Below are 17,058 nucleotides of genomic sequence, written 5' to 3'. Positions count from 1 at the left end.
TATGGCAACGGACGTTTTACATCACATTCACGGCGCCCATGAGGATCATGGGCACCACGATGCCGGTGCCACCAAGGTGTTCGGCTTCTGGATCTACCTGATGAGCGACTGCATCCTGTTTGCGACCCTGTTCGCAACCTATGCAGTGCTGGTCAACGGCACCGCCGGTGGTCCCACCGGCAAGGACATCTTCGAGCTGCCGTTCGTGTTCGCCGAAACCATGTTGCTGCTGCTGAGCTCCATCACCTTCGGCTTTGGCATGCTGGCCATGAACAAGAACAAGGTAGCCGCCGTCAACGGCTGGCTGCTGGTGACCTTCCTGTTCGGTGCCGGCTTCATCGCCATGGAGATCTACGAGTTCCATCACCTGATCGCCGAAGGCTTCGGCCCGCAGCGCAGCGGCTTCCTGTCCGCCTTCTTCACCCTGGTCGGTACCCACGGTATCCACGTGACCAGCGGCCTTATCTGGATCATCGTGATGATGGTGCTGATCTCTAAGAAGGGGCTGACCGAGCGCAACCGAACTCGCCTGATGTGCCTGAGCCTGTTCTGGCACTTCCTGGACGTGGTGTGGATCTGCGTCTTCACCGTGGTCTACCTGATGGGGGTCATGTAAATGAGTCATTCAGTTGATAATCACGGCGCCAGCCACGGCAGCGCCAAGTCCTACATGATCGGCTTCGTGCTGTCACTCATCCTGACCGCGATCCCGTTCTGGATGGTGATGGACGGCAGCGCCTCCCACGCCGTGGTGCTCGGCACCGTGGTCGGGATGGCGGTGATCCAGATCTTCGTACACCTGGCTTACTTCCTGCACATGAATACCTCCTCCGAGGAGCGCTGGAACCTGGTGGCACTGGTCTTCACCGTGCTCATCATCGCCATCGTGGTGGTGGGTTCCCTGTGGATCATGTACAACCTCAACATCAACATGATGATTCACTGAGCGGGTTGATGTGATGATGAAGCAATACCTGCAAGTGACCAAGCCGGGCATCATCTTCGGTAACCTCATCTCGGTTATCGGTGGATTCTTGCTGGCCTCCAAGGGGAGCCTGGACGTCCCCCTGTTCATCCTGACCATGGTCGGGGTGTCACTGGTGGTCGCATCCGGCTGTGTGTTCAACAACTACATCGACCGGGACATCGACTGCATCATGGAGCGCACCAAGAATCGCGCCCTGGTGAAGGGGCTGATCGCCCCTGGCGTCTCGCTCTGGTATGCGAGCGCGCTGGGCGTTGCGGGCATTGCCCTGCTGTACTTCGCGGCCAATCCGTTGGCCGCCTTGCTGGCAGTGCTGGGCTTCCTGGTCTATGTGGGGGTCTACAGCCTCTACATGAAGCGTCACTCGGTCTATGGCACCCTGGTCGGCAGCCTCTCCGGCGCCGCGCCACCGGTCATCGGCTACTGCGCGGTGAGCGGTCAGTTCGACTCGGGGGCCTTGATCCTGCTGGCGATCTTCAGCCTGTGGCAGATGCCGCACTCCTATGCGATCGCCATCTTCCGCTTCAAGGATTATCAGGCGGCCAACATTCCGGTGTTGCCGGTGGTGAAGGGGATCTCCGTGGCCAAACACCACATCACCCTCTACATCCTGGCCTTTATGGTGCCGACCCTGATGCTGTTCCTCGGCGGTTATGCCGGTTACAAGTACCTGATCGTCGCCACCGCGGTGAGTGTCTGGTGGTTGGGGATGGCGCTGTCTGGCTACAAGCAGGCGGTCGATGACTCCCTCTGGGCCCGCAAGCTGTTCATGTTCTCGATTGTCACCATCACCTGCCTGAGCGTGATGATGTCGGTGGACTTCCAGCCGGACGCAGCGCCCGTGCTGGTGAGCATGCTGCCCTGAGGCATCGCCAATCCGGATGCCAGTGTTGTGATATGACACAGGAAAATCAGTAGAATCCAGAGCCGGGAACCTTCCCGGCTCTGTTATTATGGGGCCGCCCCGTCGGGGCTCTTTCTTCTGTGGCTCGGCCGAGCAGGCTGCCATCTCCTTCTTCCCCCTCTTTTTCTGATTGATGAGGCCATCATGAATGATTTCACCATGACGAGGAGCGAGCGCCGGGCAACCTGGGCGCTCGGTTCCGTCTTCTCACTGCGCATGCTCGGCATGTTCATGGTGCTGCCGGTGCTGACCACCTACGGCATGTCCCTGGCCGGTGCGTCCGAGACGCTGATCGGGCTCGCCATCGGTGTCTATGGCATGGCCCAGGCCCTGCTGCAGATCCCGTTCGGGCTGCTCTCCGATCGTATCGGCAGAAAACCCCTCATCGTCGGCGGCCTGCTGATGTTTGCCATTGGCAGCGTCATCGCCGCCATGAGCGACTCCATCTGGGGGGTCATCGTCGGTCGCGCCCTGCAGGGCAGCGGCGCCATCTCCGCCGCCGTCATGGCGCTGCTCTCGGATCTCACCCGGGAGCAGAATCGCACCAAGGCGATGGCCTTCATCGGGGTGAGCTTTGGCATCACCTTCGCCATCGCCATGGTGACCGGGCCGCTCATCACCCATGCCCTGGGATTGTCGGGCCTGTTCTGGCTTATCGCCCTGCTGGCGCTCGGCGGCATCGGCATCACCCTGTGGTGGGTGCCGGAGCCGAAGGGCCATCTGCTCAACCGCGAGTCGGCCATGGTGAAGGGGGGCATTCGTACCGTGCTGGCCAATCCACGCCTGCTCAAGCTCAACCTCGGCATCCTCTGCGTGCACACTCTGCTGATGTCGAGCTTCGTGGCGCTGCCGCCGCTGCTCGAACAGGCCGGGCTGCCCCGGGAGCAGCAGTGGCAGGCCTACCTCGTCACCATGCTGGTCGCCTTCGTGAGCGTGGTACCCTTCATCCTCTACGCCGAGAAGCGCCGGAAGATGAAACTGGTGTTCCAGATTTGTGTGCTGGTGATGCTGGTTGCCGAAGTGGTGCTGTGGCAGGCCGGGTTGCAGCTCTGGGGCCTGCTGGCGGGGCTGCAGATCTTCTTCATCGGCTTCAACGTGATGGAGGCATTGCTGCCATCCCTCATCAGCAAGGAGTCGCCACCGGGTTACAAGGGCACCGCCATGGGGGTTTACTCCACCAGTCAGTTTATCGGGGTCGCCATCGGCGGCAGCCTGGGTGGCCTGCTCTACAGCCAAGGGGGGGCACCCCTGGTGTTCGGTGGCTGCGCCGCCCTGGCGCTGCTCTGGCTCGGGGTCAGCCTCACCATGCAAGAACCTCCCTATGTCAGCAGCCTGCGCATCGTGCTGCCGGAAGGGGTTGAGGCGAGCCCGGCACTGGAGCAGAAGATCCGCGCCTGCGACGGGGTGAGCGACGTACTGCTGGTGAGTGAGGAGCATTCGGTGTATGTGAAGGTGGACACCAAACACCTCACGCGCAGCGATCTGGAGCGGCTGATCGTCGCCTGATGCCCCCCCATGGCGGGGTCGGGCGATGGCCCGACCCCCTTGCTATGCTGAGATCCTCATTAACAGGAGGACGCTCTCATGTCATACGTGGATGGATTCGTGATCGCCGTGCCCACGGCGAACAAGCAGGCCATGATCGATCATGCGAAGTACATCGATCCCATTTTCCTGGAGCTCGGTGCGACCCGGGTGCTGGAGTGCTGGGGGGACGACGTGCCCCACGGCAAGCAGACCGATTTCTACCGCGCCGTGGCGGCGAAAGAAGATGAAACCGTGGTCTTCTCCTGGGTGGAGTGGCCGGACAAGGCGACCCGGGACGAGGCCATGCAAAAGATGATGCAGGATCCCAGAATGGCTCCGGGCGGTCCCCTGCATCAGCAGATGCCGTTCGACGGCGCCCGCATGATCTTCGGCGGATTCAGTACGGTGCTGGAACTCAAGGCCTGATTTGTTCAGAAGATAAACGGAAGAAAGCCCGCCATCGGCGGGCTTTTTCATGGAGGGGGCAGGCTCAGGCCGCACGCCAGAAGGGCTTGTCCCCGAGTATGGTGGCCCTGTGCATCACCCGTCGTGCCGGCAGGTAGTCGGCGTTGGCATAGTGCTGGGTCACCCTGTTGTCCCAGATGGCGATGTCGTTCTCCTGCCAGCGCCAGCGCACCTGAAACTCGGGGCGGGTGATGTGATCGAACAGGAAGCCGAGCAGCGCCTCGCTCTCCCGGGCCGGCAGATCCGGCAGACGGGTGGTAAAGCCTTGGTTGACGAACAGCGCCTGCCTGCCGCTCACCGGGTGAGTGCGGATCACCGGGTGGCGCAGGGGTGGGTTGTTGGCCACGGCGGCCTGCCAGCGCTGGCGCTCGGCCTCGCTGCCGTTGTGACGGTGAGCCGGGAACGACTTGGTGAAGTCGTGCTCCGCCTCCAGCCCCGCCAGCAGCTTCTGCAGGGGCGGGGAGAGCGCCGCGAGCGCCGCTATGCCGCTGGCCCAGAGGGTGTCGCCCCCGGTCGGCGGCAACTGCTTGGCGGCCAGGATGGCGAGCGCCGGCGGCGTCTCGATGAAGGTCAGGTCGGTGTGCCAGTTGTCGTTGTCCGGCGGGTTGTCGTCGTGGGTGTCGAGCACGATGATCTCTTCGGCTTCCTCGCTGTGGGGGTAGACGGGGTGGATGTGCAAGTCCCCGAAGCGGTTCGCGAGTGCCCGCTGTTGCCTGGGGCTGATGGGTTGATCCCGCAGAAACAGCACCTGGTACTTGAGCAGCGCACGGTGGAGCTGCTCGAATTGGCCCTGGGTCAGGGGCTCGGCCAGCGCGAGACCGGCGATCTCGGCGCCGATATGGGGTCCCAGAGGGGTAATGGTCAGCTTGTCGTTCATTGTCCTTCTCCATGCCAAGGCGTCAGTCGGCGCTGCAATGCGAATGTGCGTAAGCCCAATTCCAATACGAAGGCGATATTTGGACGATCACCATGGGGCCCCAGAGGGGTAATGGTCAGCTTGTGGTTCATTGTCCTTCTCCATGCCAGGGTGTCAGCCTGCGCTGCAGTGCGCGTAAACCCAATTCCAATACGAAGGCGATCACGGCGATCACCAGAATGCCTGCCAGCACCACATCGGTGGCGAGAAACTCGCCGGCAGATTGCACCATGAAGCCCACCCCCCGGGTGGCGGCGATGAGCTCGGCTGCCACCAGGGTGGACCAGCCCACCCCGAGGCCGATGCGCAGCCCGGTCAGGATCTCCGGCAGGGCCCCCGGCAGGATCACGTGCCAGAGCACCTGGGCCGGTGAGGCGCCCAGCGCCCGGGCCGCCCGCAGCCGCACCGGCTTGGCGCTCTGCACCCCCGCCAGGGTCGCCATGGCCACGGGGGCGAAGATGGCCAGATAGATGAGCAACACCTTGGCGGTCTCGCCTATGCCGAACCAGATCACCATGAGCGGCAGGTAGGCAAGGGGCGGCACCGGCCGGTAGAGCTCGATCAGCGGATCCAGCATGCCCCGCACCGTGGGGCTCAGCCCCATGGCGATGCCGGCTGCGATGCCGAAGAAGGCCGCCGCCACCAGGGCGATGAGGATGCGTCCAAGACTCGCTCCCAGGTGTTGCCACAGGGTGGCGTCCATGAAGCCTTGCGGCCCTGCAATGGTGATGAGCTGGGCCAGCACCTTGGCCGGGGGCGGCAGGAACAGCGGATCTACCCAGCCTATGCTTGCCACCAGCCACCACAGGGCCAGCAAGGCGGCCAGGGTGGCGAGGCTCAGGGTCAGCCGCCTCGGCAGCGGCCAGTGCAGGGCCCGCTTGCGGGGGCTGGCGGCGCGGGTGAGGGCGATGCTCATGCGAAGGCCTCCCGCTGCTCGAACACCCGGCCGAGCACGTACTCGCGGCGCTCGATGAAGGCCGGATCGGATTTGATGCTGCGGCAGGGTTCGCCGGCGGCGAAGCGGCGACCGAAATCCAGGGTCAGCCGCTCCATGACCCGGCCGGGGGAGGGGGAGAGCAGCACCAGCTCGGTCGCCAGAAACACCGCCTCCTCGATGTCGTGGGTGATGAGCAGCACCTGGCGGCGCCCCTGATGCCACAATCGCAATAACAGGGTCTGCATCTGCTCGCGGGTGAAGGCGTCCAGGGCGCCGAATGGCTCGTCCAGCAGCAACAGCTGGGGTTGGGTGGCCAGGGCGCGGGCGATGCCGACCCGCTGGCGCTGGCCGCCGGAGAGCTGCCAGATGGGGCGATCCCCTGCTCCCTCCAGCCCCACGCTACTCAGCAATGCTTGCGCCTGCTCCTCCCGATCGGCCTTGGGCACCCCGGCCAGTTGCAGGCCGAGGGCGACGTTGTCCCGTACGTTGCGCCAGGGGAGTAACCCCTCACTCTGGAACACCACGCCGCGCTCGGCGCCGGGCCCCTTCACCTGTTTGCCCTGCAAACGGATGTGGCCGTGCTGGCAGGGCTCGAAGCCGGCGACCAGGTTGAGCAGGGTGGTCTTGCCGCAGCCGGAGGGGCCGAGCACCACCATCAACTCGCCCTCAGGGAGGGAGAGGCTGATGTTGTCGAGCACCTTCTTGCCGGCGTACTCGGCGGACACATAAGAGAGCTGCAGCATGATCGTCTCCTGTGGCTTATTGGGGCACGGATTTCACGAAGCGATCCGTCACGAACTGGCTGTAGTCGGTGGCGGCGTTCGCGACCTTGCCCTCGGCCTCGAGGAAGCGGGCGGTGTCGATGATGGTCTGGTTCACCAGGCCGCTCAGCTCTGCGCTCTGGGTGCGGGCGTCGAGGTAGGTGTTGCCCTTGACCAGGCCGGGCACGTCGGCCTCGGGGACGCCGCTCAGTTTTGACAGCTTGCCGAGGTTATCCGCCTTGGCCAGCCAGCCATCGGGGTTGTCGAGGTAGCCACGCTGGGCCGCCAGGGTGCTACTCACGAAGGCCTGCACCACCTCGGGATGGGCCTTGGCGAAGTCCTTGCGCACCACCCAGACATCCAGGGTCGGGGCGCCCCATTCACCGACCTGGGCCGAGTCGGTCAACACTTTGCCCTCTTTGGTGAGCTGGTTGAGGGCCGGGGCCCAGACATAGGCGCCGTCGATGTCACCGCGCTGCCAGGCGGCGATGATGGCCGGTGGTTGCAGGTTCACTATCTGCAGCTTGGCCGGATCGACGCCCCAGTGCTTGAGGGCCGCCAGCAGGCTGTAGTGGGTGGTGGAGGTGTAGGGCACGGCGATGCGCTTGCCCACCAGATCCTGGGGGTTGGCGAGTCCTTGCTTCACCACCAGCGCCTCGGAGTCGCCGAGCTTGGAGGCGAGCAGGAACACCTCGATGGGCACGTTCTGGCTGGCCGCCACCGCCAGCGGGCTGGAGCCGATGTTGCCTATCTGCACGTCGCCCGAGGCGAGCGCCCGCACCACGCTGGCGCCGCTGTCAAACTTGCGCCAGTCCACCTTGGCACCGCTCTCCTTGGCGAAGGTGTTGTCGGCCTGGGCCACCTTGGCCGGTTCCGCCGAGGTTTGGTAGGCGACCGTGACCTCGACCGCCAGGGCCGATTGGCTGACCAGGGCGAGTGCCGCCAGCCAGAGGGAAGTTCCTTTTCCTTTCATGATGCGTTCCTTCATTCGGGTGATTGAGGCCTCATCTTTCCCCGAACAGCGCCGGGAAATGAAGGAACGAGAAGGCAGCTGTCATGAGTTATGGTTCTTAGAAAAAGAACGGTGAATCAATGAGGTAATTCAGATATGCCGAGTTGTGAAGAGGTTATTCGCGCACTGGCAATCGGACTTTTTTGTGGGAAAAAGAAGCGGGAAGGAAAAGGCAGTCTGAAGGGGGAGAGCGGGGAGAGGAGGTAGGGATCTGAGCCGGCCAAGATGGTCAGATAAGGGTGGCCAGATAAGAGAAGCCCGCCAGTGGGCGGGCTCCAGAGGTGGTGGGAAGCAACCCCCTGGATCAGCGCTCGATAAGGGGCGCCGAGCGATAACTCCAGAGGCCGTAGGTGCGCAGGGCATCCCGGTAGATACCGAGCAGCTCGCCGTCGCTCACCTTGGCCAGGGTCGACAGCGGCTTGTCCGGGTAGCTGACGCTGTCTATCTGGATCCCGGCAGGGCCGCTCTGCCAGCAGGCTATTTCCAGCAGGGTCTGTCCCCGGCGCACATGGCTGGCGGAGCTCACCAGGGTGGCATATTCAATCTGGTGGCGGGCGAGGGCATAGCCGCTGTAGAGGGCGTTCTCCACCGTGCTGGTGGCGTAGTTCTCCTCGATGATGCGGGATCTGTCTATGCCCTTCTTCGCCAGCCAGTCCGCCATCAGCTTGCCCTCGGTCTGGCGGTTCTGGGGCACGCCGCCGGTGAGGATGATGAGGGCCGCCGGGTTGGCCTGGGCCAGGGCCCGGGTGGTCTCGAGCCGGCCCAGCAGGATGTCGTGCATGCTGCCGTCGGGGTTGAGGGCATAGCCCAGGGTGACGATGGCGCGGCGGCCCTTCTTCTCGCCCCGTCCCTGCTGCTCCTTGAGCGGGGTGGCGTTAACCCTGTCCACGGTGTCGAAGAGGCGCTGCAAGTCGGCGGCGCGACCGGCATTGAGCTCGCCGACCCGCTTGACGTAGCCATCGGATTTGGCCTGATCGCCCTTGAAGCGCTGCCAGGTGGCGAGATAGGTGTTGAGATCCAGATCGTCCGGCGCGGCAGTGAGCGCCTGCTCGAACAGGGCGATGGCTCTGTCCACGTTGCCGTTGTAGATCTGGGCATTAGCTGCCGAGATCAGCAAGTCGGTGCGGTAGGGCTCGAGTTGATAGGCCTGCAGCAGCAGCTCGGTGACCCGCTCCATGTTGCTCGGCATCTTGGCGGTGAAGCCGGCGTCCGAGACCCGGGCCGGCGACTTGAAGACGTGCAAGGCATCCGCCAGCAGCTGATCCACCACCTGGCGCTTGCTGATGTACTGATCGTAATTCTGCTCCTTTTGCAGGGAGCGCACCGGGGTGGCCCAGGCGACGGAGGGGAAAAACGCCGGCAGTGCCAACAGGCTGGCCAGGGTCAGGGCAATCGCGGTTCTTTTCATCATGGAGTTCCATCGAGGGTTGAGGGCGCCATGCCATTGCATTACCCCTAGGGGCTTTTTCAATAAAAACATGAACTTGGTTATGTGTGATTGTACGCCCTTTGGCAGCAAAAAACGTGAACCGCTTCGGTTATCCCGGTAACCCCCTAGCGCAGACCCAGACGCTCGTGGAGAAACCCCAGCCAGGCCTCCACCTTGGCGGGCAGGTGGCGGCGCTTCGGATAGAGGCACCAGATGCCGTGCTCGGGCAGGGCGTGGTCTGGCAGCAGGGGCACCAGCCGACCGGTGGCGAGATCCCGCTCCACGATAAAGTCCGGCATGTTGCCTATGCCGAGCCCCGCCAGCAGCGCCGTGTGGATGGCATCGCTGTTGTTGACCTCGAAATTGCCGCGCGGGGTGATGGCCACCTCCCCCTCGGGGCCTTGCAGCCGCCACTGGGTGCCGCCGCGAAACAGGGAGTAGAAGAGGCAGTTGTGGTGCTCGAGATCCGCCGGGGTACGGGGCGTGCCGGCCCGCGCCAGGTAGGCGGGGGCGGCGCACAATGTGCTGTGACAGGGGGCAAGGCGGCGGGCGACCAGGCTCGAATCTTCCAGCTCGCCGATGCGCACCGCCACATCGAACCCCTCGGCCACCAGATCCTGCCGGGCGTCGCTCATCTCGAGCTGCAACTGCACCTCGGGGTGGAGGGCGAGAAATTCGGGGATAAGGGGGGCGATGTGGCGCCGGCCATAGACCATGGGCACCGTCACCCGCAGCAGGCCGCGGGGCGCCGATTGCAGGGCGCCGATGGCATCTTCCCCCTCGCTTGCCAGGCGCACCGCATGGCGCACCGCCTCGAAGTAGCGCTCCCCCGCCTCGGTCAGGGCGAGGGAGCGGGTGGTGCGGTAGATAAGCTGGCAACCGAGCTGCTGCTCAAGCTGGCTCACCTTCTTGCTCAGCACCGACTTGCTGAGGCCGAGCTGACGGGCGGCGCCGGAGAAAGTGCCCGCCTCCACCACGGCGACGAAGGCGGGGAGCAGGGCGAAGGCATCCTGGTTCATGTTGTTCTCAATTTGGAAACAATGTTGTTCCAATAGGGTAGATTATCCTCATATCGAAAACAATTTACCCTGCTCCTCTGTTCAACCAAGGAGTGACCCCATGATCCCCCCTCTTATCGACCGCCGCCCCGGACGCCTCGCCTTCGGCCAGACACTTGGCCAGACCATAGGTGCTCTGGCCGCCTTCGCCGCCGGCCTGCTGCTGGCGCTGATGATCGCCCAGAACGGCGCCCTGGCCCGCGCCACCGACCCCTGGCTCGGGAGCTGGCTGGCCCACGGGGTCGGCACCCTGGTGGCCGCGCTCCTGTGGTGTCTCGCCCCACGGCCCCCACAGCCAGAAGCTGCCCCGCCCTGGGCCTGGCTCGGCGGCCTGCCGGGGGCGCTCACCGTGGTGCTGGCGGCCCTCTGCCTCAACTCCCCCCTCGGCATGGCGGGCACCCTGGCCCTGCTGCTGCTCGGCCAGCAGCTGTTTGGCGCCCTGTGCGACGCCAGAGGCTGGTTCGGGCTGACCCGCCGCCGCCCCTCGGGGAAGGACGCGCTCGCCGCTCTGCTGGTGCTGGCCGGCGCCCTGCTTATCGTGCTCGGTTAGGAGAAACACCATGACCCTCCTGATCCTGTTGGGACTGCTCGCCGCCTTGCTGGTGATGGCCGGCGCCCTGTTCATCGTGCTGCGTTAGGAGAAACACCATGACCCTTCTGATCCTGCTGGGACTGCTTAACGGCGTGGCGGTGAGTCTGTCGCGCACCCTCAATGGCCGCCTCGCCAGCGCCCGGGGCGCCTTTACCGCGTCTCTTGCCAATCACCTGCTCGGCTTTGGGCTGCTCGGCGCCCTGCTCATCCTCAAGGGAGCGCCCTGGGAGCAGCTCGCCGGGCTCGATCCCTGGCTGCTGCTCGGCGGTGTGCTGGGGGCGCTGTTCGTCGCCATCAGCAGCTGGGCCATCGGCCGGGTCGGTGCCCTGGCCTGTGCCCTGCTGATCGTCGCGGGTCAACTGGCGGGGGGCGCCCTGCTCGATGCCCTGGCCGGACGGCTGGCGGCGAGCGATCTGCTCGGCATTGTGCTGGTGCTGGCCGGCGCCGCGCTGCAACGCTGGCAGGCCGGCAAGCCGCGCCCTTCAACATGAGGGGAGCTGGCGTGGCGACATCTGGGAGGCCTACGCGCCGCCCTTGCCTTGGCAAGGACCAACCAGATCACGCCCTGGCGGAAGGGAAAAGGCGAAAGGAAGAGAAATGAAGGGAAAGAAAGAGAGGCCGCCTGTGGGCCAGGGCCAGCCCAAAACGCAGAACACCGGCGCTAGGCCGGTGTTCTGGAATAACAGGGTCGGGGTGTCGCAGTCTGGGCGACTTAGGCGTAGAAGGCCTCGACGGTGCCCTTGACGGTGATCAGCATGGGGTTGCCGTAGCGATCCTTTGCCTTGGGGGAGGGGATCTTCACCCAGCCTTCGCTGATGCAGTACTCCTCGACATTGGTGCGCTCCTTGCCGTTGAGGCGAATGCCGATCTCGTGCTCGAAGCAGGCTGCCACATGGTGCGGGCTGCGCGGGTTGGCCGCCAGACGGTCGGGCAGTGCAGGTTTGTTGTCGCTCATTTTATAGACCTGAGTGTGATAAAAAGTGGGTCATTGTAGGCAATGCCCGCCACGGGCTCAAGGCTGGGTTGCGTCCCATGCGGGTGGACAAGGTCTGGCTACAGTTGCAGCTCGGGCAACAGCGTCGCCTGCTCCTGAAAATGGTGGCAACGGCGCTTAACGTCGTCTCGGTAGCCTGCCAGATAAGCCAGCTCGGCGGTATGGTCTGTCTCAACCAGGGCGATGGCGGTATCAAGATGATGCAGTATGTCGCTGGCTATCTTGTGCAGGGTTTGCTGCAACAGGCGTTTGGGCAAATCACATGCTTCGGCCATCTCCAGCAACTGCCATGCGTTGACCGCCTCGGGAGCAAACTCGTTGCCGATGGCCATGGCCAGATGCTGGTTGAACTCGGGGTAAAGCCCCACATTGACCAGATCGTACCAGGGGGTGGGCGTCAGCCCTGCCCGCGAGACGAAGAAGCTGTAGTTCTTGCCGTGGGCATCGTGATTGTTGACGCAGAGGTTGAAGAGCAGCCATTGCAGCATGTCCAGTCTGGCCTGCGCCGGATTGACACAGAGGGCGCTGAGACTGAACAGCCGTGGCAGGCTCACCCCTTCCCGAATATGGGCCACGTCCCGCCCGTCACCGAAGTTGCGTTCATATTTTCGGGCGACGGGAAACCCCAGCCCCTGACAGGCATCGATCATGTGACGACGGCGCACCCTCAAGCCACCCTCGTCAAGGCGCCGATCGAAGCGTTCTACCAGCAAGCTTCGGTGGGACTTATCGCCTTGACCTACCCTGTGCAGTTCGACCTGTGCCACCTGCATGCCCAGCAGTGCGGCCAGCCGCATGGTCACAAACTCATTGATCACCAGATGAGGGTGATGCTCGAACTTGAGGAGGTGGGTGGAACAGAGCTCGCCCTCGCCAAATCCCAGCGTCCCCTCGAGTCGCAGCAGGTTGAGCTTGGCCTGCACGCCCGCAACCGAGAGGCGGGGGCGACCATCCCAGACTTCCAGCGGCCAGATCTCGGGCTGATCGAGGCGCAGCAACAGCTCTTCCGGGGTGATGGGGCGAAAATGGGTGGGGACGTCGGGCTCTGCGGGCAGGGTAAAGGTGACAGCCCCGGAGACATCGCGACCGATGCCGTGGATCAGGGCAAAGAGATTGCTGCGCGAAACGGAGAGCGCCTCAATCAGGTGCTCCAGCCCGTGATTTTCTGGTAGCAAATTGCCCAGATATGCCCGGACTTGGGCGCTGCTGGCCGAGCCATCCAGCGCCAGCGGGGGAGAGAGCGGGAATCCGCGCGCCTGCCACGCAGGTGTATAGCCGAGCTGAAACGCATCCCGGCTGGAGTCATATTCGAGATGGCCGATCAGCTGATTACCCAGCCGAAGTTCCAGCCGATGGTGCTCAGAACCACTCATCATCACCGACCTCGGGTTGGCTGTTGCCGTTCGCTACCTGTGAGCCCGCTTCTTGCACCAGTTGCAACCTCAGCCCCAGCGCCTTCATCACCTGCAGCAGGGTCGAGAGGTAGACATCCCCCCCCTTTTCAATCTTGATCAGGGTCTTCTTGGAGATGCCGCACAGTGAGGCCGTCACCTCCTGGGTCATCCTGGCTGCCTTGCGTCTCTCGCGGATCGCCAGCCCCAGCGAGGCGGGATCCAGTTCTTTCGGGCCGGTTTGCAACGATGCGTCTGCCATCATGATCACGGGAAAAAGTGTAGGTTGTTACACCTTAACCCATGGTAAGAGAAAACAGTAATCAAAAGTGTACGATGATGCACTTTTTATGGTCCTGGTGCTGGTTGCGAGATAAAAGTGTAGAGGAGTTCACTTTTTAGGGCGGAAAAGTTGGTGAGGGATGGTCCGGGGGATGGCCGAGGGGCAGGGAGGGGCTCGCTTGCAGAGCCGCAGTGCACTTCATGTTCACTTCACCGAACGGGATTAGGGTAAGCACCAGTTTTCAGTTGGAGCTTCACCCTGTGCCCACCATAGTCACTCACGCCGCCGTACCCCTCTGCCTTGGGCTCGGGCTCGGCAGCCGGATTATTCCGCCCCGCTTGCTGCTGGCGGGGGTTGCCATCGCCATGCTGCCCGATGCCGATGTGCTCGCCTTCAAACTGGGAGTCGACTACGGCCATGTCTTTGGCCACCGCGGCTTTACCCACTCCCTGCTGTTCGCCTTTGCCCTGCCCACTCTGGCTATGCTGTTTCAGCGCCAGCTTAGGGCCAGCGCCGTCACCGTCTGGTCGTTTCTGCTGGTCTCGCTGCTTTCCCACAGTCTGCTCGACTCGCTCACCACCGGTGGCAAGGGAGTGGGCTGGCTCTGGCCGTGGTGGGATGAGCGTTTCTTTGCCCCCTGGCAGGTGATCCGGGTCGCCCCCTTCAAGCTGGAGGCCTATCTCACCGCACGAGGCGAAGCGGTGCTCCTCTCCGAGCTCTACTGGGTCTGGCTGCCGGGGGTTGTAGTGATGCTGGTGTTGATGGGGTGGCGGGTGTGGGGCTGGGGTCGTCAGTGAATGCTGAGACTGGCGGCCAGGTGATGAAGATAGTCATAACTGTGCCACTGTACTGCGCAGAGGGCGAGCAGGGCTGAGGCCCCCAAGGCACCTTGATCCCAGTGCCGTAGCAATATCCGCAACGCATGCACTATGCAAAGACCCAAGCTCACCAGATATATGAGAGCTAACGCCACTTCAATCAAATCCGAGATACCGTAGGGATCATTCGGATTGTGATAAAGCAGGTCATAGCCAAATGCACGAAATCCGAGTCTGATCAGAAACAGGAAGGTGCAGAGAATGGCTAATCGTTTTGTTTTTCGGTTGATATCTATCACGCAACTTCTCAAATATCCCAACGTTTGCTTGTGTGGCTGGAATGCAGTACCCAGTTAGAAACTGTTATATTTGTGCTCTTTGTGCATCGGACTCGATGTAACAAGGGGATCTAAGACCCTCGTTACCATTAAGATAGCACTCATCATTAATATTCTTAATTTCAAATAACGTAATTCCTTTCCCTTCAGTTGGGGTGAGAGGCTGGAATGCCCCACCAGGCTCATTGTGCATATAAAAATCACCTAACTTTGCATTACAGTATTGACAATGGTTCATATAATATACGCTGCCAGCTTTTTGCGAGTAGTCTTGATTATATTTTGGTGCATGTATTTTCAAAGCCCTCGCTAAATTTTCACTCAAAACCTTAATGTTTGAAAATGTTGAAAACTCATCATATTCAAAATCGCTATTTATAAAACCTGAAGCAGCTAAGCAATATACATCAGAAATACCAGCACATCGCCAACAAGGCTCTTTCGATTTAACTAAAAAAACAGGATGAAGCAGTTCGGTGCAATTGTATTTTTCTTTGTCAGATAACATCCATTTTGAAAATAGTGCTTCATTTACACCGTCTAATATAAACCATGACTTTTTTTGTGGATCCCACTTAGCACCTTTGGATTTAGCATCTTCTTTCTCTGCATAAGGAACATTGATGAATATCTTTTTCATGGTTTTATCTCTATGTGTAAATTGTATTTATGGGGAATTTAATACTGGATCTACTAGTGTTTTTAACTCTTATTTCAACGCTAGGACACTCTCCTCGCGAAACAACGTCTTGCGCCGAAAGGTGGATGTCATCATGTTTCTTTTATTGATTTTCAGGTAGCTTTGGCACCAAGGCCAATATCAAGGTTGTAACTGGACCTAAAGACAATGAAATGAAAAACCAGAATAAACCGCTACGATTCTTCCCCTGAACGAGGACAGCATTAATCAACATTAATGTTCCCCACCCAACAAAATACTGCTTGCCTACTTCAACGTATTCTGGGCTAAAAATATTTTCCTTTTCTTTTTTGCTAACTCGATGTGAAGGGACGGGGGGCTCATCCCAGAAAACTGAAATGGGGCACCAAATTTCTGTGGACCAGCTGTACAGCTGCGTGATCAGAAAGGTGAGAGTCCAAATTCTCTAAATGCCAACTACCAGCGGTGCGCGCCTTTGGCCGTCCGTTGGATAGTTTTGTTAGCTCTTTATAGCTAATCCACCCTGATCAATACTTCTAAGGAAAAGGCGACCCAGCGGGGTAACTTCATATGTTACTAATGATTTGTGCATCACCATGAATTGAACTGCCTTTCTTTGCCTCTTGTAAATATCTGAAGCTAGTTCTTATATTTATGTATTTCCAAATATGTTACTTTCTCAACTATCTCTCCAAGTATTCATAACGCCGTATTAAGGTGTGAGCAACGCTACCACCTAACCTAAACCGTACCACCGTAAACACGAAACCCAACCTTGAACTGAAAATGCCAAGCGTTGTGAATCACTCTTAAATGCTTTGTTAGAACCAATTCGCAAAGTATGTGATAAGTCCTAAAACAGCAGAAAGCATGCCTAAAGATAATGTCAATGATTCCTTTGCCACTTTCCTCAGCCCAACTTCGTGTGGTTCGTTGGGTTTAACGCCGAGCATGACAACATCTTTGGTGAATTTCATAACAACGGAAACAGCTAGCTGGGAGAAGCACTTCTCTAGCTTTGCGATGGGATAAGGCAACAATGCTGTACAGACGGCAGTAGAAAAGACAAAAAACAACCTAAGCTCTTCAAAGTCCAGTGAGATGCTTTCCGACACTTTAAATGGTATCGGTATATGGCCTATAAATTGTGGAAAGACAGTATATGTCATAAACGATATAATGATTAAAAAATAAACTAGATTCTCTTTGTAAAACAAGTAACCTTTGTCATGAGGAGTTAAAAATGAAAAGAAAAAAAAGAAAAACAGTATGGATCCACCATAATCAACTAGGTAGGTAGAAAACAGGCCCGTTACCAACAATAATACCGAAACACAGATAACAGAAATAAACGATATAATTTTTGCCCAATCTGCATTCTTACTGGATTTGACCAATGGCGCCACACGCTCTAGCTTATTTGATATGTTGAGCAATAACTTATACCTGTTGTAGGATTCAGGGGATGCCTCTATTGACTCTCTTTCATCAACTACAACTCCAATTAATCTAACATAATAAATCAGCAACCCAACTAGGGTTCCTAAGCATGCTAAGGTTATATTTAGAATCACTTATGCTCGCCTTTCTTCTCTAGTAATTCGTCCAACTCATTAGTTTTTTCATCCTTACCCTCTTCAATTTTTCGTGCTGTTTTAAATGAAGATACAGCTAGGAGAGCATAAAGTACTAGATACGTTAATCCCTCATCAGCTGTGATGAAACTCGCTATATATGGAGCTACGAAATATATAAAAACTCCAGCAAATATTGTCCCTAATATATGTGTAACCAAAGCCATTTGTTGTCCCATTTGTATCTCCTTAGTTCTAATAGTGATTCGATGGAAGGCGGTATAAGTCCGATAATGGAGCCTTCCATATAACTCCGTCACACCCTCATTACTACCGTTAAAAACTCATTTAAATCATTACGTTACCAGCCTATCTCTGGAGCTGAACGTGATCGCTTGACTTCCTCGTTTAAC

Annotated in this window: 20 protein-coding genes and 1 pseudogene; 8 read left to right on the top strand and 13 right to left on the bottom strand. The window is 59.5% G+C overall.

Annotated elements, in window-relative coordinates; translation table 11 throughout:
• Position 1 precedes the first annotated feature (1 nt).
• From MM194_RS08340 to MM194_RS08320, 5 genes are all read left to right on the top strand, one after another.
• Positions 2-616, top strand: coding sequence for a cytochrome o ubiquinol oxidase subunit III (locus MM194_RS08340; RefSeq protein ID WP_033130384.1), 615 nt, complete (start codon positions 2-4; stop codon positions 614-616).
• Positions 617-946 (top strand): cytochrome o ubiquinol oxidase subunit IV, encoded by a 330-nt coding sequence (locus MM194_RS08335; protein ID WP_042640022.1) that lies wholly within the window; start codon positions 617-619, stop codon positions 944-946. It begins immediately after the preceding gene.
• A 13-nt stretch (positions 947-959) separates the two neighbouring features.
• Positions 960-1,850, top strand: coding sequence for a heme o synthase (cyoE, locus tag MM194_RS08330; RefSeq protein WP_081966109.1), 891 nt, complete (start codon positions 960-962; stop codon positions 1,848-1,850).
• Positions 1,851-2,033: 183 nt separating this feature from the next.
• The gene (locus tag MM194_RS08325) at positions 2,034-3,395 is read left to right on the top strand and encodes an MFS transporter (RefSeq protein ID WP_241343296.1); all 1,362 of its coding nucleotides are present in this window, start codon (positions 2,034-2,036) and stop codon (positions 3,393-3,395) included.
• A 78-nt stretch (positions 3,396-3,473) separates the two neighbouring features.
• Positions 3,474-3,842, top strand: a complete 369-nt coding sequence (locus tag MM194_RS08320) for a DUF1428 domain-containing protein (RefSeq protein WP_033130388.1) — start codon at positions 3,474-3,476, stop codon at positions 3,840-3,842.
• A gap of 64 nt (positions 3,843-3,906) precedes the next feature.
• Here the strand turns inward: MM194_RS08320 and tauD are convergent, their stop codons facing one another.
• The 6 genes from tauD to MM194_RS08290 all read right to left on the bottom strand — a co-directional run bounded on the left by tauD (position 3,907) and on the right by MM194_RS08290 (position 9,955).
• Complete coding sequence (tauD, locus tag MM194_RS08315; protein WP_241343295.1) at positions 3,907-4,758, bottom strand: taurine dioxygenase; 852 nt, start codon at positions 4,756-4,758, stop codon at positions 3,907-3,909.
• Positions 4,759-4,885: 127 nt separating this feature from the next.
• A complete protein-coding gene (gene tauC, locus MM194_RS08310) occupies positions 4,886-5,713 on the bottom strand; it encodes a taurine ABC transporter permease TauC (RefSeq protein WP_241343294.1) in 828 nt (275 codons plus the stop codon).
• The gene (tauB, locus tag MM194_RS08305) at positions 5,710-6,477 is read right to left on the bottom strand and encodes a taurine ABC transporter ATP-binding subunit (protein ID WP_241343293.1); all 768 of its coding nucleotides are present in this window, start codon (positions 6,475-6,477) and stop codon (positions 5,710-5,712) included. Before tauB ends, tauC begins: the two co-directional genes overlap by 4 nt.
• 16 nt (positions 6,478-6,493) lie before the next feature.
• A complete protein-coding gene (tauA, locus tag MM194_RS08300; protein ID WP_241343292.1) occupies positions 6,494-7,468 on the bottom strand; it encodes a taurine ABC transporter substrate-binding protein in 975 nt (324 codons plus the stop codon).
• Positions 7,469-7,811: 343 nt separating this feature from the next.
• Entirely contained in the window at positions 7,812-8,915 is a 1,104-nt protein-coding gene (locus MM194_RS08295) for a YdcF family protein (RefSeq protein WP_241343291.1), read from the bottom strand.
• A 146-nt stretch (positions 8,916-9,061) separates the two neighbouring features.
• A complete protein-coding gene (locus MM194_RS08290; protein WP_241343290.1) occupies positions 9,062-9,955 on the bottom strand; it encodes a LysR family transcriptional regulator in 894 nt (297 codons plus the stop codon).
• A gap of 100 nt (positions 9,956-10,055) precedes the next feature.
• On the opposite strand from MM194_RS08290, the gene MM194_RS08285 reads away from it, so the two are divergent.
• On the top strand, positions 10,056-10,544 hold the full coding sequence (locus tag MM194_RS08285) for a DMT family transporter (protein ID WP_241343289.1): 489 nt from the start codon (positions 10,056-10,058) through the stop codon (positions 10,542-10,544).
• Between the two features lie 98 nt (positions 10,545-10,642).
• Entirely contained in the window at positions 10,643-11,077 is a 435-nt protein-coding gene (locus MM194_RS08280) for a DMT family transporter (RefSeq protein ID WP_241343288.1), read from the top strand.
• A 221-nt stretch (positions 11,078-11,298) separates the two neighbouring features.
• On the opposite strand, the gene MM194_RS08275 is transcribed toward MM194_RS08280, so the two are convergent.
• The 3 genes from MM194_RS08275 to MM194_RS08265 form a co-directional block, all read right to left on the bottom strand.
• A complete protein-coding gene (locus MM194_RS08275; RefSeq protein WP_033130396.1) occupies positions 11,299-11,541 on the bottom strand; it encodes a DUF3297 family protein in 243 nt (80 codons plus the stop codon).
• A gap of 98 nt (positions 11,542-11,639) precedes the next feature.
• Positions 11,640-12,956 carry a HipA domain-containing protein gene (locus MM194_RS08270; protein WP_081966113.1) on the bottom strand — a complete coding sequence of 439 codons (1,317 nt, stop codon included), beginning with the start codon at positions 12,954-12,956 and terminating at the stop codon, positions 11,640-11,642.
• Positions 12,940-13,233 carry a helix-turn-helix domain-containing protein gene (locus tag MM194_RS08265; RefSeq protein WP_241343287.1) on the bottom strand — a complete coding sequence of 98 codons (294 nt, stop codon included), beginning with the start codon at positions 13,231-13,233 and terminating at the stop codon, positions 12,940-12,942. The genes MM194_RS08270 and MM194_RS08265 overlap by 17 nt, the downstream gene beginning before the upstream one ends.
• Before the next feature lie 281 nt (positions 13,234-13,514).
• On the opposite strand from MM194_RS08265, the pseudogene MM194_RS08260 reads away from it, so the two are divergent.
• Positions 13,515-14,051: pseudogene (locus MM194_RS08260) on the top strand (metal-dependent hydrolase); the annotation flags it as partial.
• On the opposite strand, the gene MM194_RS08255 reads toward MM194_RS08260, so the two are convergent.
• The 4 genes from MM194_RS08255 to MM194_RS08240 form a co-directional block, all read right to left on the bottom strand.
• Positions 14,045-14,314: a hypothetical protein gene (locus MM194_RS08255; protein ID WP_277605083.1), complete on the bottom strand. Its 270-nt coding sequence runs from the start codon at positions 14,312-14,314 to the stop codon at positions 14,045-14,047. The pseudogene MM194_RS08260 and the gene MM194_RS08255 overlap by 7 nt on opposite strands.
• Before the next feature lie 121 nt (positions 14,315-14,435).
• Positions 14,436-15,050, bottom strand: a complete 615-nt coding sequence (locus tag MM194_RS08250; RefSeq protein ID WP_241343284.1) for a DUF5710 domain-containing protein — start codon at positions 15,048-15,050, stop codon at positions 14,436-14,438.
• A gap of 842 nt (positions 15,051-15,892) precedes the next feature.
• A complete protein-coding gene (locus MM194_RS08245) occupies positions 15,893-16,645 on the bottom strand; it encodes a hypothetical protein (protein ID WP_241343283.1) in 753 nt (250 codons plus the stop codon).
• Positions 16,642-16,884 (bottom strand): hypothetical protein, encoded by a 243-nt coding sequence (locus MM194_RS08240; RefSeq protein ID WP_241343282.1) that lies wholly within the window; start codon positions 16,882-16,884, stop codon positions 16,642-16,644. The genes MM194_RS08245 and MM194_RS08240 overlap by 4 nt, the downstream gene beginning before the upstream one ends.
• Positions 16,885-17,058 lie beyond the last annotated feature (174 nt).

Origin of the sequence: Aeromonas sp. MR16, assembly GCF_022549315.1 — a bacterium.
In the GTDB taxonomy this organism is placed as follows: Bacteria; Pseudomonadota; Gammaproteobacteria; order Enterobacterales; family Aeromonadaceae; genus Aeromonas; species Aeromonas aquatica.
The sequence above is the reverse complement of the archived record's forward strand: the minus strand, read 5'-3'. Positions and strand labels throughout refer to the sequence as shown.